The sequence below is a fragment of the Candidatus Eisenbacteria bacterium genome (assembly GCA_020847735.1).
Taxonomy (GTDB): Bacteria; Eisenbacteria; RBG-16-71-46; order RBG-16-71-46; family RBG-16-71-46; genus CAIXRL01.
This window is the reverse complement of record JADLBL010000003.1, coordinates 56,871-80,620: the sequence shown is the minus strand read 5'-3', so window position 1 is coordinate 80,620 and position 23,750 is coordinate 56,871. Positions and strand designations below refer to the sequence as shown.

Below are 23,750 nucleotides of genomic sequence, written 5' to 3'. Positions count from 1 at the left end.
GCGCGGCGTTCGATCGCGCGGAGCCTTCTTGCCGCGCCGCCGCCGCGGGAGCTAGCTTGCGGCATGCACCCGACCGCCGCAGGCCAGAGCCGCGCGCCACGCCCGCACGCGCGCCACGGTGCGGCCGCGGCCGTCGCCGCGGGGCTGGCGCTCGTCACCCTGAGCGCGCTCGCGGGGTGCGGCGTCCGCCCGCCCGCGCCCTGGTCGGGCCCGCCCGTGCCGCCGGCGCCGCCGGCGCCGGCGACTCGCCCGGCCGAACGACCGCGGCCCGGGTACGTCGCCCTCGCCGACTCGCTCGGCTCGGTGGACCCCACGGTCCTCTCGGGCCGGCGCGTCGCGATTGATCCGGGCCACGGCGGGTTCTTCCGCGGCTCACTCGGCGTGAACGGCACCGCCGAGGCCGACGTGAACCTCGGCGTCGCGCTGCGCCTGCGCGACCTGCTGGTGGCGCACGGGGCGGTGGTGCTGATGACGCGCGAGAGCGACCGCGACTTCCTCACCCCCGCCGACAGCTCGCTGCGCGCCGATCTTACCGAGCGGACGCGGATCGCCAACGCCTTCGCTCCCGACCTGTTCGTCTCGATCCACCACAACGCCGACGCCGGCGGCCGCCACGACGTCAACGAGACGCAGACCTACTACAAGCTCGGCGACGAAGGGCCCTCGTACGACGTCGCCAGCGACGTCCACCGCGCGCTGGTGCGCAACCTCGGCATCGAGACGCAGCGGCTCCTGCCCGGCAACTTCTTCGTGGTGCGCACGAGCGAGGGGGCGGCGCTGCTCACCGAGGCCAGCTACCTGACCAACCCGGACGTCGAGCAGCGGCTGCGCACGCCCGCCGCGCAGGAACTCGAGGCCGAGGCGCTCTACCTGGGCATCGCACGCTTCTTCATGCGCCGCGCGCCGGCGATCGAGACGCTCGAGGTGCGGGGCGACGAGTCCCTGCCCGCCGACACGCTGCTCGGCACCGGCCGGCCGCTGATCGTGGCACGGGTCGCGGGAACGTTCGACGCGGCGCGCGTGCGGGTGGACGGAGCCGAGGCGGCGACGAACCTGCAGTCCGGGCAGGTGACCGCGCGACCCGCGGCGCCGCTCGCCGCCGGCCGGCACGAGGTCGTCGTCTCCGTGCGGCTCGCGGGCGAAGGCTCGGCGCGCGAGCGGCGGCTGGCGTTCAGCGTGCGCAAGGACCCGGCCCTGCTCGCCGCGGACGCGCCCTGGCAGCGGCGCTGGAACGGCCGCGGCACGCTCGCCGCGCGCGTGCGCGTCACCGACGCCGACGGCCTGCCGCTGCCGGGCCCGCTGCCGCTGCGGCTGCGCGCCCTCGGTCCGCTCGCGCCGCGCGAGACGACCGTGGTGGCCACGGACGGGGTCGCCTGGGGTTACTTCCGGCATCGCGGCCGGTTCGCCCCCGGCCGCGCGCGCATCGCGCCGGCGCTCGCGCCCGCCGCGCGCGTCCCGCGCCGCCCGCGCGCCGACACGCTGGGCGTGACGTTCGCGCGCGCCCCCGGCGGCCTGCGCACGGGCTTCGCCCGTCGGATGCCGGAGGCCGCCCCGCTGCGCGATGCGCCCGGGACCACCGGCGCCTGGCCCGCGGGCGACGCCGTCAACCGCGACGGCTTCGTGGCCGTGCGCGCCGATTCGGGCGGCGCGTTCCGCGCCCCACGCGTGGCGGGCTTTCGCGCCTGGGGTCCCGACACGACCTGGCCACCGGCCTACGTGGCGATCGCCGCCGGCGCGCTGCAGGGCCGCCGCGTGACGCTCGACCCCGAAGGCGGCGGCGACGACGACGCGGGCTCGGGCCCCTCGGGCACGCGCGCCTCGGCGATGAACCTGGAGGTCGCGCGGGCGCTCGCCGGACTGCTCGAGGCGGCCGGTGCGCAGGCCGTGCTCACGCGTGAGGGCGACGCTTCGGTTTCCGAGCTCGAACGCGTGCAGGTGTCCGAGCGCTTCCGCGCCGATCGCTACCTGCGGATCGGCCACGCCGCGGCGGCGCCCTTCGCCGGCCACTACTTTTCGAGCGCGGCCGGCAGGCGCTGGGGCGCGCGGGTCGCCGGTGCGCTGGTGGCGCTCGGCCTCGCCGATTCGCTGCCGGTGCGCGAGAGCGCGAAGTACGCGCTCTCGCAGGCGTCGGCGACGGCGCTCTACGTGTCGCTGGCGCGGATCGACGAGCCCCGGGAGGAGGCGAAGCTGCTCGAGCCCGGGCGGCTGCGCGCCGAGGCGTACGCGTTGTTCGTCGCGCTCGCGGCGGACTTCGCGGCGGCGGACTTCGGAGCCCCCGACACGATCGAGGTGCGCGACGCCGGCGGCCGTCCGGTGGCCGGCGCGCTCGTCACCCTGGGCGGAGCGCTGGTCGTGCAGGCGGGGCCCGACGGGCTCGCACGTTTCATCCGCACGGAGAGCGGGCCGATCGAGCTGGCGTGCGACGATCCGCGCGTGAACACGCGAGTGCTTCTGCTAGACTCCTCGCGCAGTCACCTGCTCTCCGGAGCTCGCTGACCGGCCGGGCCCGCGTACTTCCACTCGATCGGCCGAGCGACCGCATGCGGCACGGGATTGACGGCTACTTCGGCGAAATCGCCCATTTCCAGCGCCGGCTGAGCCTCTTCGGCGCCGCCGTCAGCGCCGCCCTGCTGCTGCTGCTCGCCGTGCTCCGGCAGCCCGCGATGCGCGAGATGCTCGACGACTCCAGGCGCTTCGGATTCGAGGGGCCGGACCAGTACGTCGAGCGCATCCTGCTCGAGCTGCGCGGTCCCGAGGAGCAACTCGGACGCAACTCGATGAGCGCCGCCCCGGTGAGCCGGCGCGAGAGCGGCGGGCGGCGTCCCGCGCGGGCTCAGGGCACGGTTCCGACGCCGCGGGCGGAGCGCCGCGGCAGGGACGCCGGCGAGGACGCCTTCACGCTCGAGGCCCGCCTGCGCGCGATGGCGCTCGAAGGCCCGATCGTCCAGTCGGAGGACCTGGTCGTCGAAAATCTCGTCCGACCGGATTACCCCGAGGAGGCGCGCCTCAAGGACATCGAGGGCCTGGTCGAGCTGGTCGCTCTGGTGGACACGACCGGGCGCGTCGCGCAGGTCGAGATCATCGGCGGCGCGCGCCATCCGCTGCTCGAGCACGCGGCGACGACCGCGGTGCTGCAGTGCCGCTACCGGCCCTACCGCTCGGGGGGGAGCCTGCAACCGGTGTGGGCGTACTTCCGGATCAACTTCCGGCTGTATTGAGCGGGCCCCAGATCTCGCACGGGCGGAGCCGCTACGGCGTCGCGATCTCGACGGCCCTGCCGCGCTGGATGGTCCAGACCGGCAGCGTGGCGCCTTCGGCGCTCACGTCGAGAAAACCGTGCGCGCGCAGCTCCGGATCGCGGCTGGCGAGGCGGGCGGACATCTCGGCCGGCGTGCGCGCGCCGGCCGCGACCGCCGCGGCGATCCGCCGGCCGCTCAGGAAGCCGCGGGTCCACAGCGCACCGGCGTGTTCGCCGCGCGCCGCGGCGAGCGAATCCACGATCGCCTGCTGGGCGGGCGCGAGCCGCCAGTCGTCGGCCACGTAGGTGACGCCTTCGAGCAGCACCTTCTCGCCCGCGTGGAACTGGTCGGGCGCGAGCGCGGTCCCGCCGCACACGCGCACCGAAACGCCTTCGGCGCCGAGCTGGCGCAGCAGCGTCACGGCCTCGCGCGTGTCGCCGTCCCAGAAGAGCACGTCGGCGCCGAACGTCCGCATGCCGCGCGCGAACGCGCGGAAGTCCCCGCCGCCCGGCGGATAGACGTCACGGCGCACGATGGTCGCGCCGAGCGACTCGGCGGCGGCCGCGAACGCGGTGACGAGCGCGCCCCGGGCGACCGCGCTCGAGGTGAAGATGGCGACCTTGCGGAACTTCTCCCCCAGCACCGCCCGGGCGAGCGCTTCGCCGCGGCGCTGGCTCGCGGGTCCGACCTGGAAGACCTGCGGGCCGGCGGTGCCGATCGCCTCGTCGGTCGCGGTCGGCGAGACCAGCGGCAGCGCGGCGATTCGTGTGCCGGCGGCGAGCGCGAACGTCGCCTCGCTGAGCAGCTCGCCGACGATCACGCCGCAGGTCGCCGCGGCGGTGTCGAGCGCGGCGGCCGCGCGCGCCGGCTCGGAGTCGCCCGTGCCGTGCTCCTCCAGCACGAACGGCTCGCCCGGGGCGCCCGAGGCGATGCCGGCCGCGAGCGCTTCGCGCACCGAAACCGCGTAGCCGGCGTAGTCGCCGCGATCGGGCAGCAGCACGCCCACGCGCCACACCGACTGGCGCGGGCGCAGCATGCGCAGGTCCGCCGGGTCGCGCTCGGTGCGCCGGCCCGACTCGGCGAGCGCGAGCTGCATGCGCGCCGCGAGCCGGCGGCGCAGATCGCTGCTCGCGCGCGGCGCGAGCCTGAACGCGGCCTCGGCGATCGCGCCCTCGTCGGGCCCGAGGCGCGTCGCGTCCAGCCGCAGCAGCCGCAGCAGCGGATCGAGCGAAGCGCCCTTGAGCCACGCGCTCAGCGCCTTCGTTCGCGCGGACGAGGGCGCCTGGGCGAGGAGCGCCTCGCCTTCGCGCGGGTCCCACGCGCCGCTGCGCGCCGCCGCGCTCACCGGGGCGCTGCCGGCCAGCGCGAGCATCAGCACGGCTGCGCCGGCGATACGCGGAAGTGATCGGCGCGCGCGACACGACCCGAGCCGCGCGGGGTTCGCGGGCGGGTGCGGCCGGCGGCGGTCGCCGCCCTGAATGGCGTGGGGGTCGAGGTCGCTCACATCTGGAACTTGCCGAAGTCTTCCGGGTTCAGCTTCTCGAGGTAGCGACGCAGTTGCTCGGCCTTCTCCTCGGCGGTCGGCTCGGCCGGCGGCTCGCCCGGCCCGGGCGTCTCGGCGCCCTCCTCCTGCTGCTCGGGCGGCGCCTGGAGCAGCGCCTCGTTGACGAGGATGGTCGCCCCGGTGCGCAGCGCGACCGCGATCGAGTCGCTGGGCCGCGCGTCAATCGAGAGCAGCCCGCCCTCGCGCTCGATGATGAGCGTGGCGAAGAAGGTGCCTTCCTTGAGATCGGCGATCAGGACGCGCGCGACGCGGGCCTTGAGCCCCTCGACGACCAGCGCGATCAGGTCGTGGGTCAGCGGCCGGGGAAAGGACTCCTGCGTCAGGAGCCGCTGGATCGCCATCGCCTCGCCGGGTCCGATCCAGATCGGCAGCACGCGCGGGCCTTCCAGCTCGCGCAGCACCACGACGTGCTGCTGAGTCCTGGGGTCGTAGACGAGTCCGTGGACCCGCGCCTCGACGATCTTCACGCTGCTATTTCGAACCCTTGACGGCCGCGGCGGCCGTCGAGTCCGCCCCCGTGAGGTTGAAGTTCGGCGCTTCCTCGGTGCGCATGTGCTCCACCATCCACTGCGCCGAGGCCGCGAGCTCGGACTTCGGGTACTTCGCCAGCAGCTCGCGGAACGCCTTCTCGGCCTTGTCGTAGTTCTTGAGTTCCTCGCTGTAGATGAACCCGATCATGAACGCGGCCTGCGGCGCGAGGTCGGCCTCGGGCCAGGCGTCCACCACGCCCTGGTAGGCGGCGATGCGCTGCTCGGGACCGCCCGCACTCTGCGCCTCGGTGAACATCTCGCGCGCCGACTTCTTCGTGATGAGGAACGAATGCACGGCCGCCGAGTCGGTCTTGACGCCCACCCGGGCGCGCACCTTCGCGAGCTCGGCCTGGTAGAAGCCCTGCTGCTTCTGCTGGGTGAGCTGGCGGAGGATGAAGGTGCGCACCTGCTCGAACGGGCGCGTGCCCTCGGGGCGGTAGCTGTCCACCTTGACGACGTGCCAGCCGCGGTCGGTCCGCCACGGCCCGCCGATCCCGCCCTCGCCGAGCGCCATCGCGGACTCGGCCAGCGCCGGCTGCGCGCCCAGTCCCGAGAACGTGCCCTCGCGGGTGACCGAACCCAGGTTGCCGCCGTTCGCGCGGGTGAGCGTGTCCTGCGTCCAGGTCGTGACGAGCTTGTTCCAGTCCGCGCCCCTGGCCTTCGCCAGAGCGAGCACCTTGCGCGCCTCGGCCTCGGTCTTGAGCTGGATGTGCCGCATCGTCACCGAGGCGGGGGTGCGGAACTCGGCGAGGTTCGCCTCGTAATACGCCTTCGCATCCGAGTCGCTGGGCGCGGGGTTCGTCGCCATCAGCTCGTTGATGCGCGTGCGGATCAGCAGGTCGCGGCGCTGCTGCGCGAGCTGGTGCACGATCGCCTCGCGCTTCTCGATGCCGTTCGCCTCGGCGTCCTGCAGCCACAGCCGCTCCTCGACCATGCGGTCGAGCAGTTGCTGGCGGCCTTCCGGGGTGGAATAGGTCGCCCGGTACTGGTCGGGAATCTCCGCCAGTCGGTCGGCCAGCGTGCGCCGGGTGATGACGTCGCCGCCGATTCTCACCAGCACGGCGTCGGAATCGTTCGGAGCCGCCGGCTTCGTCGCGCGGCTCTTCTTCGCCGGGGCCGCCAGCGTCGCGCTGGCGCCCACCAGCAGCATCAGCAACAGGATCGCGATGAGCCGCGGCCGCTTCATGCCCGCACCACCCAGACCTTCACGGTGGCCGTCACGCCGCCGTAGTAGCGCACGAGGACGTCGTAGTTGCCGAGCTGCTTGATGTGCTCGTCCATCTCGATGCGGCGCTTGTCCACGGCATGGCCCGCGGCTTCGAGCGCGCTGGCGACGTCGGTGTTGGTGATCGAGCCGAACAGCGTGTCCTCTTCGTTCGCCTGCGCCGGAATGTTGACCTGGAAGCCGTCGAGCCGGGCCGCTTCGATCCTGGCCGCCGCGATCAGCTTGTCGGCCTGCGCCGACTTCTGCCGCTCCAGCTCCTGGTACAGGTTCGCGGCCTTGGTGCCGGTCGGGATCGCGAGCCGGCGCGGCAGCAGGTAGTTGCGCGCGAAGCCCGGCTTCACGTTCACGGTCGCGCCCTTGGCGCCGACGCCCTTCATGTCTTCGAGCAGGATGACTTCCATCGTTCCTCTCCTACGCCTCCCGTTCGGGGGAGGGCTCCAGTCTGCGGTAGTCGAGCCACACGTCGCTCAATCCGACCACGGCGAGCGCCGGGAGCGCCCAGAACAGGCTCACGGCGATCACGAACACCAGCGTCAACGTCACGAGGGCGGGGGCCATGCCGCGCGCGCGCAGCACCGACTCCACGACCGCGAATCCCTGCACACTATATCCGAGCGCCGACTGCAGCAGCAGCACCGCCGCCACCGGATGCCAGGTCCGGCCGGCGAACACCACCAGCGCCAGGCCCGCGAGCAGCGGGGCGAGCGCGGCGTCCGGCATCCGCCAGGCCCGCAACGGCGAGCGGGACAGCTCGGGCCAGCCGAGGATCGTGGCCGCGCGCGCGGCGAGCGATCGTCCGGCCGCGACGAGCAGCACGGCCCACAGGAACAGCGTGTTCGGCACCAGGAACAGCAACTCCCGCCGCCGCACCTCCGGCGGACTCTGCAGCTTGCGCTGCATTTCCGCGCGCAGTTCGGCCGGCCATTTCGCGGTCTGCGAGGTGCGCAGCAGCGACTCCTGCTGGACCTTGAGCACCGCGTCGAACCGCCCCATCGCCGCCTCGAAGCCCGGCGCGACCGGCAGCAGCGCCGCCAGCGCCAGCAGCGGCACGTGCATCCACGCCCGCTCCCCGAGTCCGGCTCCCCCCCCTTCCTCGTGCAGCCCCATCCACGTCCCGACCGCCGCGCCGAGCGGCACCCAGGCCGTCGTCCACAGCGGCAGCCCCGCCTTGCCCGCGAACGCCAGCGCGGCCGAAGCCACGGCCAGCACCGCCGGCAGCGCCAGCGCCACCGGGCCGAAGCGCCACGCGAGCAGCAGCCCCGTGGCCACCGCCGCCGGCACGAGCAGCCACATCGCTCCCCAGCTCCCGGTCGAGCCGAGACCGCCGAACAGCAGCAGCAGCGTCAGCGTCACGACGCGCACCCAGGCGAGCGGGCGCGCCCCGCGCGCGGCTTCAGCGATAGAAGTCACTGGTGAACGGCAGCAGCGCCAGAACGCGCGCCCGCTTGATCGCGGTCGTCAGCTGCTTCTGGTGCATCGAACACGTTCCGGACACGCGCCGCGGCACGATCTTGCCGCGATCGGTCACGAAACGGCCGAGCCGCTTCTCGTCCTTGTAGTCCACGAAGCCGACCTTCTCGAGGCACAGCTTGCAGTACTTCTTCTTCAGGCTCTTGCCCTTGCTCTCACGTTCCTTGGCCATGTCGCTCTCTTTCGATTATGAGGTTGGATCCTCGGTGGGGCCCCCGGTCGGCGGACCGGCCGCGTCGGCGGAGGCCTTCTCGAGGAAGTGGACCGATTCGGCGCGGACCTCGAGGCTTTGCCGCTTCTCGCCCCTCGCCGTCGCCCACTCCCGCATCTGCAGCCTTCCTTCGACCAGCACCGGGCTGCCCGTGCGCAGGTACTGCGCGCAGACCTCCGCGAGGCGCTGGTAACACATCACCGTCACGAACCCCGTGTGCTCCTCCCACGATCCCTGGCGCGAGCGGTAGCGGCGGTGGAAGGCCAGCGTGAAACTGCAGACCGTCGTGCCGTCCTGTGCGTAACGCTTGTCGGGATCGCGGGTGAGCCGACCGCCCAGGGTCACCCGGTTGATTTCCGGGAGTCTCAGTTCGGCCATGTGACCTCCGCGGGGGCGCTCCGGTGCTATTCGCTGTCGTCCGCTTCGGCGCCCGCCGCCACGGCCTCGCCCTCGGGCACGCCCTGCGACAGCTCCGGCGGGACGTACACGGTGGTGAGCACGCGCATGACGCTCTCGTTCAGGCGCAGCCGGCGCTCGATCTCCTTCACCATCGGGCCGGCGCCGCTCCACACGACGAGCGTGTACACGCCATCGCGCTTGCGCTCGATTTCGTAGGCGAGCCGGCGCTTGCCCCACTTCTGGACTTCGACCACTTCGCCGCCCAGATCCTTGATCCAGCCGGACACCCTGGCCGATTCCTCGGCGGCGCGGGCTTCGTCGTACCCGGGCTCGAGGATGTAGACGGTTTCGTACTTGGTCACGACTCGGAATCCTCCCTGCTGACCCTGCGATTGAACCGGTTCATCGCCGCCGGCGCGCCTTCCGCCAGCCAGCACTCCACGGCGTCCGCCGCTCGGCGCACCGCCTCCTGCATCGCCGGCGCGTCCTCCGGCGCGAACTCCTCCAGCACGTGCTGCTTCAGTTCCGCGCTGCTGTCGGCGGCCCCGACGCCCACGCGCAGCCGCGCGTACTCGCGGTGCCCGACCGCCGACTCGATGCTCTCGAGTCCGCGGTGCCCGCCGCTCGATCCGCCCGCCCGCAGGCGCAGCCTGCCGAGCGGCAGGTAGACGTCGTCCGAAACGACCAGCAGTTCGCCGGCCTGCAGCCCGTGCCGGTCCTGCCACTCCCGTATCGCTTCCCCGCTCAGGTTCATGAACGTGAGCGGTTGCATCAGCACTCCCTCGTGCCCGTGCAGGCGCACCCGCCGCGCGCGGTAGACCGGGCTCTCCTCGGAGCCCAGCGCCCCGCCGCGAGCCGCCAGCTCGTCGAGCACCCGCCACGCCACGTTGTGCCGCGTGCGCGCGAAGCGCTCGCCCGGATTGCCCAGCCCGACCACGACCCGCACCGGCGGTTACTTCTTCTCCTTCTCGCCTTCGCCCTCTTCCTTCTTGCCCTTGGCGCCCACGACTTCGGGCTCCGCCGGACCCGTCGCGGTCGCGGCGACTTCGCCCTCCGCCGGCGCCGGCGCCTCCTCGACGGTCGGCGCGACGACCGTCAGCAGCGTCGTCGAGGGGTCCGTCAGGATTTCGAAGCCTTCGGCCTTCAGGTCGCGCACGTGCAACGACTCGCCGATGTTGAGCGCGGTGACGTCCACGTCAATGGACGCGGGAATCGCCGTCGGCAGGCAGCGCACCTCGACCTGGCGGGTGATCACCTCGAGGATGCCGCCGCCGTCCTTGACGCCGATCGCCAGGCCGACCGGGTGCACCACGACCTCGACCTCGATCGTCTCGGTGAGCGAGATGTGCTGGAAGTCGAGGTGCACGAGCGCGCGCGACAGCGGATCGATCTGCGCGTCGCGCACCAGCGCCGTGAACTCGCCGCCGTCCACCTTGAGATTCACGATCGCGTTGCCGCCCTTGTGGGCGCGCATCGCCGTCGAGAACTCGCGGCCGTCCACCATGACCGCGATCGGCTGCTCGCCGTGTCCGTAGATGACGCCCGGGATCTGCCCGGCCGCGCGCGCCCGACGGGCGCCGCCCTTGCCGATGACCTCGCGGCGCTTGCCGCTCAGCTGAATGACCGCCATGTGACTCCTCCTCGTGATGCCGTTCCGGGCTCGCCCGGGTTCCTCGTCATCTTCCCTGTCCGCCGCGCGCCCGCGGGGCGCACCGGCGGTCGCGCGCCGTCAGACGAACAGCGAGCTCAGCGAACGTTCCTCGTGAATGCGCTGGACCGCCTCGCCCAGCAGGCCCGCGACCGACAGTTCGCGGACCTGGGACGGCAGCGAGCCGGGTTCGTGGTTCAGCGTGTCGCTGACCACGACCTCCTTGATGGGCGAGTCGGCGATGCGCTCGAACGCGCCCGGGCAGAACACGCCGTGCGTGACCCCCGCGTAGATGTCGCGCGCGCCCTGCTTGCGCATCGCGTGCGCGGCCTGGCACAGCGTGCGCGCCGTGGTGACGACGTCGTCGAACATGACGATGTTCTTGCCCTGCACGTCGCCGATGATGTTCATGACCTCGACCGAGTCGGCCTTCGGCCGGCGCTTGTCCACCAGCGCCAGCTCGGCGCCGAGGCGCTTGGCGTACGCGCGCGCCATCTTCACGCTGCCGATGTCGGGCGCGACCACGACCAGGTTGGGCAGCGCCATGCGCTCGAAGTGGTCGATCAGCACGGGGGCCGCGTACAGGTGGTCGAGCGGGATGTCGAAGAAGCCCTGGATCTGAGCGCTGTGCAGGTCCATGGTCAGCGCCCGGTCGGCGCCGGCGACGGTGATCAGGTTGGCGACCAGCTTGGCGGTGATGGGCGCGCGCGGCTGGTCCTTGCGGTCCTGGCGCGCGTAGCCGAAGTAGGGCAGCACGGCGGTGACGCGGCGCGCGGAGGCGCGCTTGGCCGCGTCGAGCATGACCAGCAGTTCCATGAGGTGATCCGCCGGCGCGTTCGTGGACTGCACGACGAACACGTCGGCTCCGCGGATGTTCTCGTTGAAGCGCACCGAGACCTCGCCGTCCTCGAAGCGCCCCAGTTCGACGTCACCGAGCGGAACCTTCAGCTTTTCGCAGATGGCCTTCGCCAGTCGCCGACTGGCGCTTCCCGCGAAAACGCGGCAGGGATCCACGCGCGAACCTCCCGGGCTGGTCACGATCTCGCAGCAAACGCGCGGAGGTCCCGCCCCCGCGCAGGAACAAGGCAACACTCACGGCGGGTCGGTCCCGTGGGGACCGCGCCCGCGCGTGCATCCGACGCATTCAGGAGCTTCGAATCGTCCGCCCGGAAAGGTTGGCTGGGGCGGGAGGATTCGAACCTCCGAATGCGAGAGCCAAAGTCTCGTGCCTTACCACTTGGCCACGCCCCACCAACAGAACGGGGTTTCCGTCACGGTCCGATCGGCGCGAACGCTTCCCGGGGTGCTGGCTATTGGCCCAGAGAAAACTGCCGGATGGGAAAAAGCGGGCGGGAGCATACAGGCCATCCCGGACCGGCGTCAACGCGGGGGAGGCGGTCCGGAGGCGGGTGACGCGCGGGGGCGCTTCAGTCGGAGTAGGGCTGGTTCTCCGCGGGCACGTGCGGCGTCGGGTTGGCGAGTTCGCGCTGGTACTCGGCCATGACCGTCTCGTGCAGATACTTGCGCGTCGCGTCGTTGATGGGATGCGCCAGGTCCTGGTGCTGGCCGTCCGGACGCTTGCGGCTCGGCATCGCCACGAACAACTCCCGGTTGCCGCGGATGATCTTGAGTCCGCGGACCACGAAGGAGTTGTTCAACGTGATGCTGACGAACGCCTTGAGCTTCTCGTCGTTCCGAAGCGAAACCCTGACCTCGGTGATCTCGACCATTCGGATCTACCTCGGAGCCATCCGTGAAGGTAGCTGGCTCGGTGTTGCGCCCTTCCTGAGCGCGGCGGGATGCAGTTGGCCATGGGATTTCTTCTGCCCTTGCCTCCCGTCCGGGTCATCGCTTCGCGATGAGCCGCAGACCCCTTCCGACGGATCGAACCTGGTAGATCGGCTCGGGCCCGGGGAAGCGGCCTGCAATCTCCCGGACTGAAACGCCTTCCGGCACGAATCCGAAAACCCCCGATCCGCTCCCGGTCAGGTGCGGATCGAGCAGCCCCGCCCGCCGCATGCGCGTGCGAAGCCCTTCGAAGTCATGCCGGCGCTGCCCCAACACTTTCTCGAAATCATTCCCCAGGCGCATGCGCTCAAATGCCGTAACTTGCTCGCGCCCAAGGCTTGCCGCCAATCTTAGAAGGCGTTTCCAAGCTGTCAAGCCATATTTGGTCCCATCCAGTCGGCGAAAGGCGTCCGCGGTGGACACCCGCCACGCCGGCACGACCACCAACGCGCGGAGCGGGCGCGTCCGGCGCAGCGGGCGCAGGACCTCGCCCCGGCCGAGCCCGAGCGCCGTTCCTCCGGTGATCGCGAAGGGGACATCCGAGCCCAGCTCCGCCGCCAGGCGAATACGTCCCTCACGGCGAAGGGGCACGCCATGCAGGGCGAGCATCGCCGCGATCGCCGCCGCGCCGTCGGCGCTGCCGCCACCCATGCCCGCCCTTGCCGGGATGCGCTTGACCAGGGTGAAGCGCGCCCCGCCCTTCAGGCCGAGCCGGCCCGCGGCCAGCCGCGCTCCCCGCAGGACGAGGTTGTCCCCGCCGCCGGGGACGCCGGTTCGGGCCGCTCGACCCTGCGTCCCGCGCAGCGCCGCCTCCTCGTGGCGAACGACGAGCGAGTAGCCGCGGCCCGTGCGCTCGGCGATCAGCGTGTCGGCGAGCGAGACGGACTGGAACACCGTGACCAGGTCATGGAAGCCGTCCGCACGCGGCGGGCCGACGCGCAGCCCGAGGTTCAGCTTGGCGTGCGCGGTGACGGTGACGCGCTTCGCCGGCCGCGCCGCGCCGCGGCGGATGCCGCGCACCGGGCTCACGGCCGGCCGTAGAGAATCCAGACCGCGACCACCAGGAACGACGCGACGGTGACCTGGATCGGCCGGTCGGTGAGCAGCACCACGGACGGGTCCTCGCTCGTCTCGGAGACGCGCACGAGGAACAGGTAGCGGAACACCCCGAAGGCGACGAACGGGACCGTGAACAGGAGCGCCTCGGTGTGGAACTTCCCGACCGTCGCCGGCCAGATCGTGTAGAGCGCGTACGCCATGAGCGTCGTCGCCGCCGACACCGTGAGCATCACGTCGAGCAGTTCGGGGGTGTACGTCCGCAGCACCGCGCGCTGCTCGACCGCGTGCGCCCCGGCGTTGACGATCTCGCGCCGCCGCTTGCTCGTCGCCAGGAACAGCGCCCCGAAGAACGTGCAGACCATGAGCCAGGGCGAGAGCACGGTGTCGGGCACCACCGGGCGCAGCAGCTCGACGCCCGCGATCGCGCGCAGCACGAAGCCGAGCGCGATCACGAACACGTCGAGGATCACCTTGTGCTTGAGCCCGTAGCTGTACGCGAGATTGCTCGCCAGGTAGATCGCGGCGACCCACGCGAAGGACGTCCCGAGCCACCCGGCGAGCGCGGCGACCGCCACCCATAGCAGCGGCAGCATCGCGCGCGCCACGGCGACCGGCAGCCGCCCGGAGGCGATCGGCCGGCGCGACTTCTTCGGGTGACGGCGGTCGGCCTCGACGTCACGCAGGTCGTTGAGCACGTAGACGGAGCCGGCGAGCAGCGAGAACGCGAGGAAACCTCCGGCGGCGCGCATCAGCAGCTGCGGCTCGCGCAGATGCTGCGAAAAGACGACGCCCACGAACAGCAGCAGGTTCTTCGTCCACTGCTTCGGACGCAGCGCCTCGATCGCGGCGAGCATCACCGCCGGCCGCCCTTGGCGCGCTTCGCCGGCTTCGCGGCCGCCGCCCGCGGCGCGCCCCCGCGCTTCGCGCGCGGCCGCCGGCGCGGCCCGCCCGCCATCGTGCCTGCGCCGAACATCGCCTGCTCGACGAGCAGGCAGAAGGCGTGCCCCATGGTGATGTGGCCTTCCTGGATGTGCGGCGTCGAGGCGTGCGGCGAAACCAGTGCGATGTCGCACGACGCCGCGAACGCCGCGCCCTTCGCGCCGGTCATGCCGATCGTGGTCATGCCGAGCGCGCCGGCCGCGCGCACCGCGCGCCGCACGCTCTCGGAGCCGCCGCTCGTGGTGATCGCCACCAGCACGTCGCCGGGCGAGCCGAGGCCCTCGAGCTGGCGCGCGAAGACGTCCGCGTAGCCGTAGTCGTTTCCGATCGCCGTGACCGCCGAACTGTTGGTGGTGAGCGCGACCGCCGGCAGGCCCGGCCGGTCCACCAGGTAGCGGCCGGCGAACTCGGCCGCGAGGTGCTGGGCGTCGGCGGCGCTGCCGCCGTTGCCGCAGAAGTACACGGTGCCGCCGTTCTCGAAGCACGCCATCAGCGCTTCGGCCGCCGCCGCGACCGCGGGTCCGTTGACGCGCGCCAGGCGCGCCGAGGCGCGCGCCGCCTCGGCCAGCGCCGCCTTCGCCTGCCGCTCGAGCGGCCCGTCCGCGCTTCCCTTCGCCCTGGCCATGCGACCTCCGGTGCGCCTCACGCGCGCAGGTAACGTTCGAGGGCGTCGCGCCAGTGCGGCATGCGGCGTCCGGTGACGTGTTCGAAACGCCCGTTGTCGAGAACCGAATACGCAGGGCGCGGAGCGGGCCGGCCGAGCTGCGCGCTGCTGATGGCCCGGATCTCCGCCGGCACACCCGCGACCTCGCAGGCGGCCACCGCGAGTTCGTGCCAGGTGCACGCGCCCGAGCCGGTGACGTGGAAGGTGCCGAACTCGCCGCGTTCGATCAGCGCCAGCAGGCCGTCGGCAAGATCCGCCGTCCAGGTCGGCGAGCCGTGCTGGTCGTTGACCACCGCCAGCGGCTGTCCGCCGCGCGCGCGCGCCAGGATCGTGTCCACGAAGTTCCTGCCGCCGCCGCCGTAAAGCCACGACGTGCGCGCGACGATGTGCCGCTCTCCCGTCTCGCGCACCGCCTGCTCGCCGGCGAGCTTCGAGCGGCCGTAGGCGCCGAGCGGCGCCACCGGGTCGCTCTCGCGCCGCGGCGCGCCGGCCGAGCCGTCGAAGACGTAGTCGGTGCTCATGGCCAGCACCGGCGCGTTCACGGCCGCCGCCGCGCGCGCGGCGTTGCGCGAGCCGAGGCCGTTGACGCGCATCGCCCGCTCCGGGTCGGACTCGCAGCCGTCCACGTCCGTCCACGCCGCCAGGTGCACGACCCAGTCGGGCCGCGCCCCGACCGCCGCGGCCAGCAGCGCCTCGCCGTCGGTGATGTCGATCGGCCGCGTCTCGCGCTGCGCTCCCGAGGCGGGCGGCGCCGGCAGCGGGCCGGTGTCCTGCGGATGGCGCACCGCCGTCACTTCGTGGCCGGCGGCCTCGAGCCTCGGCACCAGCGCGTGCCCGAGCATTCCGCCCGCCCCGGTCACCAGGATCCTCACGCCAGCTCCACCCGGCTCGAATCGCCGAGCATCAGCCGGTGGGCGCTCGGGCGCGCCTCGCGCGTCGTGACCACGACGTCGCGGCCGATGAGGCTCGACTCGATGCGCCCGGCGATCCCGCGCAGCTCGCTGCGGTCGAGCACGATCGAGTGCTCGATCTCGCAATGCGAGAGCTGCACGCCGTCGCCGAGCGCGGTGAACGGCCCCACGTAGCTGTCGGCGACGCGCGCGTTCGCGCCGATCACCAGCGGCCCGCGCAGGCGCGAGCGTTCGACGGTCGTGCCCGGGCCGATCGCCACCGGACCCTCGATCTGCGTCGCCGCGTCCACCGATCCCTCGATGCGCGTCGGCAGGTCGGCGAGCACGATGCGGTTCGCCTCGAGCAGGTCCTCGACCCGGCCGGTGTCCTTCCACCAGCCCTGGATGACGTGCGAGCGCACGTTCCGGCCGGTCGAGATGAGGTGCTGGATCGCGTCGGTGATCTCGAGCTCGCCGCGGGCCGACGGCCGGATCGCGCGCACCGCGTCGAAGATGGACGAGGTGAAGAGGTACACGCCGACCAGCGCAAGGTCGCTGCGCGGCTGCTTCGGCTTTTCCTCGAGCCGCACGACGCGCTCGCCCTCGAGCTCGGCGACCCCGAACTCCCACGGCCGGTCCACCTTCGCGAGCAGGATCTGCGCGTCGGGCTTTTCGGCTTCGAACTCGCGCACGAACGGCGTCACGCCGTCCTTGATGAGGTTGTCGCCCAGGTACATCACGAACGAGTCGCCGGCCATGAACGGCTCGGCGATCTTGACCGCGTGCGCCAGCCCGAGCGGCGCCTCCTGCTCGATGTAGGTGACCTGCAGGCCGAAGCGCGAGCCGTCGCCCACGTCGGCCCGGATCTCGGCCTGCGAGTTGACCAGCACGGTCACCATTTCTCCGGTCCGGTGGTCGGGCTGCAGCAGCTCGCGCGGATCGCTGACGACGATGCCAACCTCGCGGATGCCCGCAGCGGCGATGGACTCGAGTCCGAAATGCAGCACCGGCTTGTTCGCGACCGGCACCAGTTGCTTCGCGCGCGTGTGCGTGATCGGCCGCAGCCGCGTGCCGCGACCGCCCGCAAGGACCAGGGCCTTCACTCGAGCCTCCGCAGGAAGATCAGGAATCCGAAGATGAGCACCGCCGCGATGAGCAGCAGAAAGACCAGTTCGAGAGCCGACAGACCGCCGATCACGACGCGAGCGCCCCGGACAGGCGCCGGCGCGCCTCCTCGAGGGCGTCCGCCAGGCGGCTCGCGTCCTTGCCGCCGGCGAGCGCCAGGTGCGGCTTGCCGCCGCCCGAGCCGCCGGTCACCTGCGCGACCGCCTTGACGAGTTCGGAGGCGTTGAGCTTCTTCTCGGCCACGAGATCGTCGCTGACGGCCGCGAGGAAGGTGAGCTTGCCCTCGTTCTGCAGCGCCAGCACCGCCGCGCCGCGGCCGAGCCGCTCGCGCAGCTTGTTCGCGGCCTCGCTCACCGCCTTCGTGTCGCCGCCGGCCGCGAGCTCGGCCACGACCCAGCGCCCGCCGGGCGCGGCGGTCGCCGAGGAGGCCAGCTTCTCGAACTCGGCTTCGAGCCCCTGGCGGCTGCTCTCGGCCTGCGCCTTGCGCAGCGCCGCGATCTCGGCCTTGAGCTTCTCGATCTGCGCCGGAACCGTCGCGACCGGCGCCTGCAGCGCGCGCGCCGCTTCGGCGAGCGTCGCCTGCTGGGCGTGCAGCCACGCCAGCGCCTCGCTCCCGCACATCGCCTCGATCCGCCGCACGCCGCTGGCGATCGCCTGCTCGCCGGTCAGCACGAACGCGCCGATCTCGCCCGTGCGCGCGACGTGCGTGCCGCCGCACAGCTCGCGGCTCGGCTCGATGCCGGCTTCGGGGACGCCCGCGACGGTCACCATGCGCACCTCGGCGCCGTACTTCTCGCCGAACAGCGCCATCGCGCCCTGCGCCTTCGCTTCGTCAATCGGCATCACACGCCAGCCCACCTCGCGGTCCGCGAGCACCCAGTCGTTGACGCGCTTCGCGACGCGCTCGAGCTGTTCGTCGGCCGGCGCCTCGAAATGCGAGTAGTCGAAGCGCAGCCGGTCGGGCGCGACCAGCGAGCCGGCCTGGTGGACGTGCCCGCCCAGGACGGTGCGCAGCGCCGCGTGCAGCAGGTGCGTCGCCGTGTGGTGACGCAGCACCGGCCGGCGGTGCGCCGGATCCACGATCGCCGACAGCGCGCCCGCGGCGCTCGCGGCCAGCAGCGCCTGGCGGTCGCCGGACTCGAGCGTCAGGCGGTGGACGATGGCGTCGTCCTCCTTGTAGACGTGCACGAGCGAGGCACGCGCGCCGCCGCCCGCGAGCAGGCCGCGGTCGGCGACCTGGCCGCCGGACTCGGCGTAGCAGGGTGTGCGGTCGAGCACGACCTCGAGGCCGACCTCGCGCTCGCGCCAGCGCGTGACGAGCACGCCGTCGGTGGTGGTCGTTTCGTAGCCGAGGAACTCCGAGTCCGGGCCCGTCCGCACGACCGTCCACGGCGCGCGGTTCGCCTGCTCGGCCGCAACGAACCTGCTCGCCGCGCGTGCGCGCGCGCGCTGCTCCTCCATCGCGGCCTCGAAGCCGTCGCGGTCCACTTCGACGCCGCGGGCCGCCGCCAGCTCCTCGGTCAGCTCGATCGGGAAGCCGTAGGTGTCGTGGAGCAGGAACGCATCGGCGCCGGCGACGCGCTTCGCGCCCTTGCCGAGCAACTCCTCGAGCCGTGACATGCCGGCCTCGTAGGTCCTGCCGAAGCCGCTCTCCTCCTGGTCGAGGACGCGCAGGATCCGGTCGCGCTGCGTGACCAGCTCGGCGTAGTGGCCGCCGAACTGCCCGATCGCGCGCTCGGCCGCGGCGGCGAGGAAGTTCTCGTCCAATGCGAGCCCGTGCCGCGAACGGCCGCGCGTCACCGCGCGCCGCAGCAGCCGGCGCAGCACGTAGCCGGCGCCCTCGTTGCCGGGCAGCGCGCCCTCGGCGATCGCGAACGCCAGAGCGCGCACGTGGTCGGCGATGATGCGCGCGTCGCGCGTCGCCGCCTTGCGGTCGGCGATGCGCCGCGCCTGCGAGAGCACCGAGTCCACGAGCGGCGCGAACAGATCGGTCTCGAAGATCGTGCTCTTTCCCTGCAGGATGAGCGCGAGCCGCTCGATGCCCATGCCGGTGTCGATGCCCGGGTTCTCGAGCGGCGCGAGCGTGCCGTCGGGCCGCGCGTCGAACTGCGGGAAGACCAGGTTCCAGAACTCCATGAACCGGTCGCCGGGATCGCCCGCGGCCTCGCCCCAGAACGCGCCGTCCGGCAGGTAGTCGGGGCGCTTCTCGCCGAGGTCGAAGTAGATTTCGCTGCACGGCCCGCACGCGCCCGCGCCGCCCGCCGGCCCCCAGAAGTTGTCCTTCCGCCCCAGCGCGACGACGTGGTCCGGCCGGACTCCGAGCTTGCGCCACAACGCCGCGGCCTCGTCGTCGCGCGGCACGCCCGGTTCGCCGCCGAAGATGGAGACGTGCAGGCGGTCCGCCGGCAGGTCCAGCACCTTCGTCACGAACTCCCACGCGTACGCGGTCGCGTCCTCCTTGAAGTACGCGCCCTTCGCCTTCGGACCGAACGAGAAGTTGCCCAGCATCTCGAAGAACGTGTCGTGGCGCGGCGTGAGGCCGACGTTGTCGAGGTCGGTCAGGCGCAGGCTCTTCTGCACCGAGGTCGCGCGCGTGTACGGCACGTCGCGGGCCGAGTAGTACGGCTTGAACTGCACCATCCCGGCGGTCGTGAACATGAGCGTCGGGTCGCCGTAGGGCACGAGCGGGCTGGAGGGCACCTCGGTGTGCCCGCGCTGGACGAAGAAGTCGAGGAAGGCCCGGCGCAACTGGGCGCCGGTCTTGAGCGTGGCGTGCTGGGACATCCGGTCTCCCCGGGGCGGACGCGCGACGGGACCCGCTCGCGCGCGGCGCGGCCGGGCCGGTCAGGGTGCGGATCGGAAACCGCGGAAAGATAGCGGAAACCCCCCCGTGCCTGCACCCGCGACTCGGACGAGCGCCTCTCGAGCGCGCGCCACCCCCGGCTCCGGCGGCGACTGCGGCACTCCGGGTCGCACCAGTCGCTGGCGTCAGCCAGGCCCGCCAGGCCTCCGCCGGCGCGACGCTCCCCCCCCCGCGCGGCGCTTCCGGTTCGCCGTCGCTACCGCGTTCCCCGGCTCACCCAGCGAGGTGGCGTGACACCCGCCTGCCGGAGCAGCAATTGCAGCTGCCCGACATGGTGCTGCACGTGCCGCAGGCAGTAGAGATGCTGCTCGAGCATGGTGAAATCCGTGCCGGGGCGGAACGTGCTCGGCCGCGCCGCCTGCGCGGCCGTGAACCCGGCGAACACCGCTCGGAGCCTCGAGCGGACCCCCGCCAGCACCGCGAGAAGTTCGGCCCGGGTGTGGACGCGTGGCGGCAGCAGGCCGTTCGGATCCAGCTCCTCGAGCCCGAATGGCGCCGGCGGCGGGTGCCGTTCGGGCACGTCGGACAGATCGCGGTCGAGCCAGAAAAGCGTGTGTGAGGCGAGGTACCAGAAGGCGTGCCAGTCATCCGCGTCGCCCCAGTGTTCGTCGGGGCAGGCGACGATCGCGTTCTCGAGCATGTCCACCGCGGCGCCGAACTGTCCCGCGACGGTCTCCAGCGGCGCGGCTTGCGTCATGCGTCCAGCTCGTCCATCCGCCGCGCGACCTCGCGGAGCTTGTCCGCCGACAACTCGGCACGCGCGATCGGGAACAGGAGCTCCTCCTCCTTGCTGAAGTGCGCCTCGATCATGGCCAGCAGCTCGGCGCCGGTCCGGCACAGGGTGGCGGCGGCCGCGCCCGCTCCCAGCTGCTCGTGCAGCCTCGCGATGCCGGCCTCGACGGCCGGGTGCTCGACCTGCTTCAGCTCGCGCAGGGTGTCGCGAAAACGGTCCGCGTTGCCGTGAATGTCGCGGTGCTCCTCGCGCATCATCAGGCCCGGGCCCCAGGCGCCGCCGAGCTCCTCCGCCACCACTTCGAAGAGCACCTCGTCCTCGCGCCGTGAGTGCGCGAGCAGTTCGGTGTCCATCACGTCGCTCGCCTCGCGCAACACCGGCAGCATTTCGGGCAGCGCCGCGTCGCCGCGCTCGCCCAGCTCGCGCACCGCGCGGCGCAACCCCTCGAGCCGGGCCAGGAGCCCGGCGTGTTCGTCGAGCAGTCGCTGGATGGGATCGCCGGTCACGAGGCGCTCCCCTCGCCGGGCCAGCCGGGGATCCACGACTCGGGCAGCCCCTCGGCGAGCAGCATCTGGGTCGTCGCGCAGGCCTCGCGCAGCGCCCGCGCGGCGGCGTACTCGCGCGACTCGTACCACGTTCTCGCCGTCACCAGGTCGGGGAACTCGAGGATCGCGAAGCGGGAGCCGGACCACTCGCCTTCGAGCGCTTCGACGGCGCCGCCGCGCGTCAGGTAGCGGCCGCCGTGGTGGCTGATCGAGGCCGGCGCGGCCTGCACGTAACGCTGGAACACCTCGGGGTCGTGGACGTCGATCCGGACGACGACATAGGCGGGCATGCCGGCTTCCTCCGCTCGAAGATCGGCGCCGGGTACGGCCGCGCGAGTCACCGGGCGGCCGGGCGCACGGCCAGACTACTCGACTTCACCCTCGTCGTCGCTCAATGCCAGCGCACGCCGGATCACGTCGCGATCGAAACCCCGCCGTGCCAGCAGCGCCCACAGGCGCTGCTCACGCACGCGCGGCTCGAGCCGGGCGTAGCGGTGGGCGACCTGCGCGAGCAGCTTGCGCGCGGTCGAGAGCTCGTCCACGCCGCCTTCGCGCTGCTCGATCAGCGCCCGCGCCGCGACCACATCGGGCTCGGCAATGCCCTTCGCGCGCAGCTCCTGCTGCAATCGCCGCCAGCCCGACGGCCTGCGGCCCCAGCGCCCGGCGAGGAACGCGCGCGCGAACTCGACGTCGTCCACGAGTCCTACCGCCGCGAGTCGCTCCAGCACCTCGACGATCGTGGCCGTCGCGTAGCCCTTCTCTCCCAGTCGGCGCGCGAGGTCGGCGCGCGGCCGGCGCTGGCGATCGAGGAGCTTCAGCGCCTCCTCGCGGCAGGCCTCGGAGTCCTCGATCGGCGCCGCCTCGGGCGGCGGCCGGCGTGCACCGGTACGCAGCGTGCTCACGTCGCGGAACCTCCTTGGGGAACGCGGAGCGCCGTTCGCCCGAATCCCGCGGGGTCACGGCGCGAACGAGGGGCGGCCGGCGGGCCGCCCCTCGTTCGCGTTCAGCGCTTGCGGTCCGCGCCCGCCATCGCCGGCGCCTGCGGCCGGGCCGCGGGTGTCGCCGCGCCGTTGGCCGGCGGCGCGGCCGCGGCGGCCGGAGCGGCGGGTGTCTTCAGGCCGAGCAGCGGGAAGAGCCTGGCCTCGATCCTCGAACGCACGTCCGGATGCTCCTTGAGGAACATCCGCGTGTTCTCGCGACCCTGCCCGAGCCGCTCCTCGCCGAAGCTGAACCAGGTGCCGGCCTTGCTGACCACGCCCTTGTCCACGGCGAAATCGATCAGTTCGCCTTCGCGCGAGATGCCGAGGTTGTAGAGGATGTCGAACTCGGCCTCGCGGAACGGCGCGGCGACCTTGTTCTTCACGACCTTCACCTTGGTCCGGTTGCCGACCGCCGTCTCGGCCTCCTTGAGCGTGGCGATGCGTCGGATGTCGAGGCGCACCGAGGCGTAGAACTTGAGCGCGCGGCCGCCGGCCGTCGTCTCGGGGTTGCCGAACATGACGCCGATCTGCATGCGGATCTGGTTGATGAAGATCACGCACGTGTTGCTCTTGTTGATCGAGCCGGTGAGCTTGCGCAGCGCCTGCGACATGAGCCGCGCCTGCAGGCCGACGTGCGAGTCGCCCATCTCGCCCTCGATCTCGGCGCGCGGCACGAGCGCCGCGACCGAATCGATGACGACGATGTCCACCGCGCCCGAGCGCACGAGCGTGTCGGCGATCTCGAGCGCCTCCTCGCCCGTGTCGGGCTGGGCGACGTGCAGGTTGGCGATGTCCACGCCGAGCTTGCCCGCGTAGCTGGCGTCGAGCGCGTGCTCGGCGTCGATGAAGACCGCGCTGCCGCCGGCCTTCTGGGCGTTGGCGACGATCGTCAGCGCCAGCGTCGTCTTGCCCGAGGACTCGGGACCGTAGATCTCGATGATGCGGCCGCGCGGCACGCCGCCCACGCCGAGCGCCATGTCGAGGCCGATCGATCCGGTCGAGATCGTCTCGATGTCCGGCGCGGCGTTGCCCTCGCCGAGCTTCATGATGGCGCCCTTGCCGAACTGCTTCTCGATCTGCTGCAGGGCGAGATCCAGCGCCTTCGTCCGTTCCCTGGCATTCGGGGCACTGTTGGGAGGGGTGATCATGGACTGCGTCTCCTTCGCAGGGGCTGCGTTCGCGGGGATCCGGGTGGGAGCCGGCCGACGGCGCGGGCCGAAGGTGCCGCCCACCACCCTTCTAATGTCTGGGCGGCATATTACACACTTGTGCAGTAGGCGCAAGAGGGAGTTTTTCGGGTCCTGCGGGCACCCGGCGCGGCGCTAGACTGCGGGCCGGAAGGAGCGAAAGCACCGGAAAGAGAGGTGTCGCCATGAGCCGAAGCCTTCCACTCATCACCGCCGCGGTGCTGTTGCTCTCGGGTTGCCCGGGCGACGGCACCCGCCCCGGAGCGCCCATCCTCGTCACGCGCATCACGCCCGACGCGCCCAGGGCGACCTACCATTCGGCGCTCCACGAACCGTTGCGAACGGCCTGCTTCGACGAGGCGGGCTTCGCCGAACTCTGGAACCGCGCCTTCGCCGACCGCGGCACCGTGCCGGCGCCGCCGGCCGTGGACTTCGCCCGCGAGTTCGTCGTCGTCGCGGCGCTGGGTGAGCGTTCGAGCGGCGGCTACGCGATCGAGATCTCGGGGGCGCTGCTCGAGAACGGCGCCGTCGTCGTCGGCGTGCTTTCGACTTCGCCGGGCAAGAACTGCCCCGTGACGCTGGCCCTGACGCAGCCGCTCGACATCGTCCGGCTCGCGCGCCCGAACGACGGCCCCTTGCCGGTCCGCTTCGAGGAAAAGTCCGTCATCACGAGCTGCGGGTCGTAGCCGCC

General features: G+C 72.4%; 26 protein-coding genes and 1 tRNA gene. 3 read left to right on the top strand and 24 right to left on the bottom strand.

The genetic code is table 11. The annotated features are described in order from the left end of the window. Positions 1 to 63: 63 nt before the first annotated feature. Both IT347_02080 and IT347_02075 read left to right on the top strand, forming a co-directional pair. Positions 64 to 2,496 carry an N-acetylmuramoyl-L-alanine amidase gene (locus IT347_02080; protein MCC6348360.1) on the top strand — a complete coding sequence of 811 codons (2,433 nt, stop codon included), beginning with the start codon at positions 64 to 66 and terminating at the stop codon, positions 2,494 to 2,496. Positions 2,497 to 2,540: 44 nt separating this feature from the next. Further along, positions 2,541 to 3,218 carry an energy transducer TonB gene (locus IT347_02075; GenBank protein ID MCC6348359.1) on the top strand — a complete coding sequence of 226 codons (678 nt, stop codon included), beginning with the start codon at positions 2,541 to 2,543 and terminating at the stop codon, positions 3,216 to 3,218. Between the two features lie 31 nt (positions 3,219 to 3,249). On the opposite strand, the gene IT347_02070 is transcribed toward IT347_02075, so the two are convergent. The 24 genes from IT347_02070 to recA form a co-directional block, all read right to left on the bottom strand. Next, positions 3,250 to 4,617 carry an amino acid ABC transporter substrate-binding protein gene (locus IT347_02070; protein MCC6348358.1) on the bottom strand — a complete coding sequence of 456 codons (1,368 nt, stop codon included), beginning with the start codon at positions 4,615 to 4,617 and terminating at the stop codon, positions 3,250 to 3,252. A gap of 122 nt (positions 4,618 to 4,739) precedes the next feature. Then, positions 4,740 to 5,270, bottom strand: coding sequence for a bifunctional nuclease family protein (locus IT347_02065; protein ID MCC6348357.1), 531 nt, complete (start codon positions 5,268 to 5,270; stop codon positions 4,740 to 4,742). Positions 5,271 to 5,274: 4 nt separating this feature from the next. Further along, positions 5,275 to 6,519, bottom strand: a complete 1,245-nt coding sequence (locus IT347_02060; protein MCC6348356.1) for a peptidyl-prolyl cis-trans isomerase — start codon at positions 6,517 to 6,519, stop codon at positions 5,275 to 5,277. Continuing rightward, a complete protein-coding gene (locus tag IT347_02055; GenBank protein ID MCC6348355.1) occupies positions 6,516 to 6,959 on the bottom strand; it encodes a 50S ribosomal protein L9 in 444 nt (147 codons plus the stop codon). The genes IT347_02060 and IT347_02055 overlap by 4 nt, the downstream gene beginning before the upstream one ends. A 10-nt stretch (positions 6,960 to 6,969) precedes the next feature. Then, positions 6,970 to 7,968 carry a DUF2232 domain-containing protein gene (locus IT347_02050; protein ID MCC6348354.1) on the bottom strand — a complete coding sequence of 333 codons (999 nt, stop codon included), beginning with the start codon at positions 7,966 to 7,968 and terminating at the stop codon, positions 6,970 to 6,972. Continuing rightward, positions 7,952 to 8,200 carry a 30S ribosomal protein S18 gene (locus tag IT347_02045; GenBank protein MCC6348353.1) on the bottom strand — a complete coding sequence of 83 codons (249 nt, stop codon included), beginning with the start codon at positions 8,198 to 8,200 and terminating at the stop codon, positions 7,952 to 7,954. Before IT347_02045 ends, IT347_02050 begins: the two co-directional genes overlap by 17 nt. Positions 8,201 to 8,215: 15 nt before the next feature. Then, complete coding sequence (ssb, locus tag IT347_02040; GenBank protein ID MCC6348352.1) at positions 8,216 to 8,617, bottom strand: single-stranded DNA-binding protein; 402 nt, start codon at positions 8,615 to 8,617, stop codon at positions 8,216 to 8,218. Between the two features lie 26 nt (positions 8,618 to 8,643). Further along, positions 8,644 to 9,000 carry a 30S ribosomal protein S6 gene (gene rpsF / locus IT347_02035; protein MCC6348351.1) on the bottom strand — a complete coding sequence of 119 codons (357 nt, stop codon included), beginning with the start codon at positions 8,998 to 9,000 and terminating at the stop codon, positions 8,644 to 8,646. After that, positions 8,997 to 9,584: an aminoacyl-tRNA hydrolase gene (locus IT347_02030; GenBank protein ID MCC6348350.1), complete on the bottom strand. Its 588-nt coding sequence runs from the start codon at positions 9,582 to 9,584 to the stop codon at positions 8,997 to 8,999. Before IT347_02030 ends, rpsF begins: the two co-directional genes overlap by 4 nt. Positions 9,585 to 9,590: 6 nt before the next feature. Next, positions 9,591 to 10,268, bottom strand: a complete 678-nt coding sequence (locus tag IT347_02025; GenBank protein ID MCC6348349.1) for a 50S ribosomal protein L25 — start codon at positions 10,266 to 10,268, stop codon at positions 9,591 to 9,593. A 99-nt stretch (positions 10,269 to 10,367) separates the two neighbouring features. Then, a complete protein-coding gene (locus IT347_02020) occupies positions 10,368 to 11,300 on the bottom strand; it encodes a ribose-phosphate pyrophosphokinase (GenBank protein ID MCC6348348.1) in 933 nt (310 codons plus the stop codon). A gap of 162 nt (positions 11,301 to 11,462) precedes the next feature. Next, a tRNA-Gln gene (locus IT347_02015) sits at positions 11,463 to 11,537 on the bottom strand. 176 nt (positions 11,538 to 11,713) lie between these two features. Continuing rightward, entirely contained in the window at positions 11,714 to 12,016 is a 303-nt protein-coding gene (locus tag IT347_02010) for a septation protein SpoVG family protein (GenBank protein ID MCC6348347.1), read from the bottom strand. 115 nt (positions 12,017 to 12,131) lie between these two features. Then, positions 12,132 to 13,103 (bottom strand): 4-(cytidine 5'-diphospho)-2-C-methyl-D-erythritol kinase, encoded by a 972-nt coding sequence (locus tag IT347_02005; GenBank protein ID MCC6348346.1) that lies wholly within the window; start codon positions 13,101 to 13,103, stop codon positions 12,132 to 12,134. After that, a complete protein-coding gene (locus IT347_02000; protein ID MCC6348345.1) occupies positions 13,100 to 13,990 on the bottom strand; it encodes a decaprenyl-phosphate phosphoribosyltransferase in 891 nt (296 codons plus the stop codon). The genes IT347_02005 and IT347_02000 overlap by 4 nt, the downstream gene beginning before the upstream one ends. After that, positions 13,987 to 14,697, bottom strand: a complete 711-nt coding sequence (locus IT347_01995) for an SIS domain-containing protein (GenBank protein MCC6348344.1) — start codon at positions 14,695 to 14,697, stop codon at positions 13,987 to 13,989. Before IT347_01995 ends, IT347_02000 begins: the two co-directional genes overlap by 4 nt. A 17-nt stretch (positions 14,698 to 14,714) precedes the next feature. Beyond that, positions 14,715 to 15,578, bottom strand: a complete 864-nt coding sequence (gene rfbD, locus IT347_01990) for a dTDP-4-dehydrorhamnose reductase (GenBank protein ID MCC6348343.1) — start codon at positions 15,576 to 15,578, stop codon at positions 14,715 to 14,717. A gap of 26 nt (positions 15,579 to 15,604) precedes the next feature. Next, the gene (locus IT347_01985; protein MCC6348342.1) at positions 15,605 to 16,729 is read right to left on the bottom strand and encodes a glucose-1-phosphate thymidylyltransferase; all 1,125 of its coding nucleotides are present in this window, start codon (positions 16,727 to 16,729) and stop codon (positions 15,605 to 15,607) included. 91 nt (positions 16,730 to 16,820) lie between these two features. Further along, positions 16,821 to 19,535: an alanine--tRNA ligase gene (gene alaS, locus IT347_01980; protein ID MCC6348341.1), complete on the bottom strand. Its 2,715-nt coding sequence runs from the start codon at positions 19,533 to 19,535 to the stop codon at positions 16,821 to 16,823. A gap of 275 nt (positions 19,536 to 19,810) precedes the next feature. After that, positions 19,811 to 20,311, bottom strand: coding sequence for a DinB family protein (locus tag IT347_01975; protein MCC6348340.1), 501 nt, complete (start codon positions 20,309 to 20,311; stop codon positions 19,811 to 19,813). Then, positions 20,308 to 20,853 carry a hemerythrin domain-containing protein gene (locus tag IT347_01970; GenBank protein ID MCC6348339.1) on the bottom strand — a complete coding sequence of 182 codons (546 nt, stop codon included), beginning with the start codon at positions 20,851 to 20,853 and terminating at the stop codon, positions 20,308 to 20,310. The genes IT347_01975 and IT347_01970 overlap by 4 nt, the downstream gene beginning before the upstream one ends. Beyond that, complete coding sequence (locus tag IT347_01965) at positions 20,850 to 21,182, bottom strand: DUF1330 domain-containing protein (protein MCC6348338.1); 333 nt, start codon at positions 21,180 to 21,182, stop codon at positions 20,850 to 20,852. The genes IT347_01970 and IT347_01965 overlap by 4 nt, the downstream gene beginning before the upstream one ends. 75 nt (positions 21,183 to 21,257) lie before the next feature. Beyond that, on the bottom strand, positions 21,258 to 21,794 hold the full coding sequence (locus tag IT347_01960) for a regulatory protein RecX (protein MCC6348337.1): 537 nt from the start codon (positions 21,792 to 21,794) through the stop codon (positions 21,258 to 21,260). Positions 21,795 to 21,895: 101 nt separating this feature from the next. Beyond that, positions 21,896 to 23,020 (bottom strand): recombinase RecA, encoded by a 1,125-nt coding sequence (recA, locus tag IT347_01955; protein ID MCC6348336.1) that lies wholly within the window; start codon positions 23,018 to 23,020, stop codon positions 21,896 to 21,898. 224 nt (positions 23,021 to 23,244) lie between these two features. Between recA and IT347_01950 the strand changes: the two genes are divergently transcribed. Then, positions 23,245 to 23,745: a protease complex subunit PrcB family protein gene (locus tag IT347_01950; GenBank protein ID MCC6348335.1), complete on the top strand. Its 501-nt coding sequence runs from the start codon at positions 23,245 to 23,247 to the stop codon at positions 23,743 to 23,745. Positions 23,746 to 23,750 lie beyond the last annotated feature (5 nt).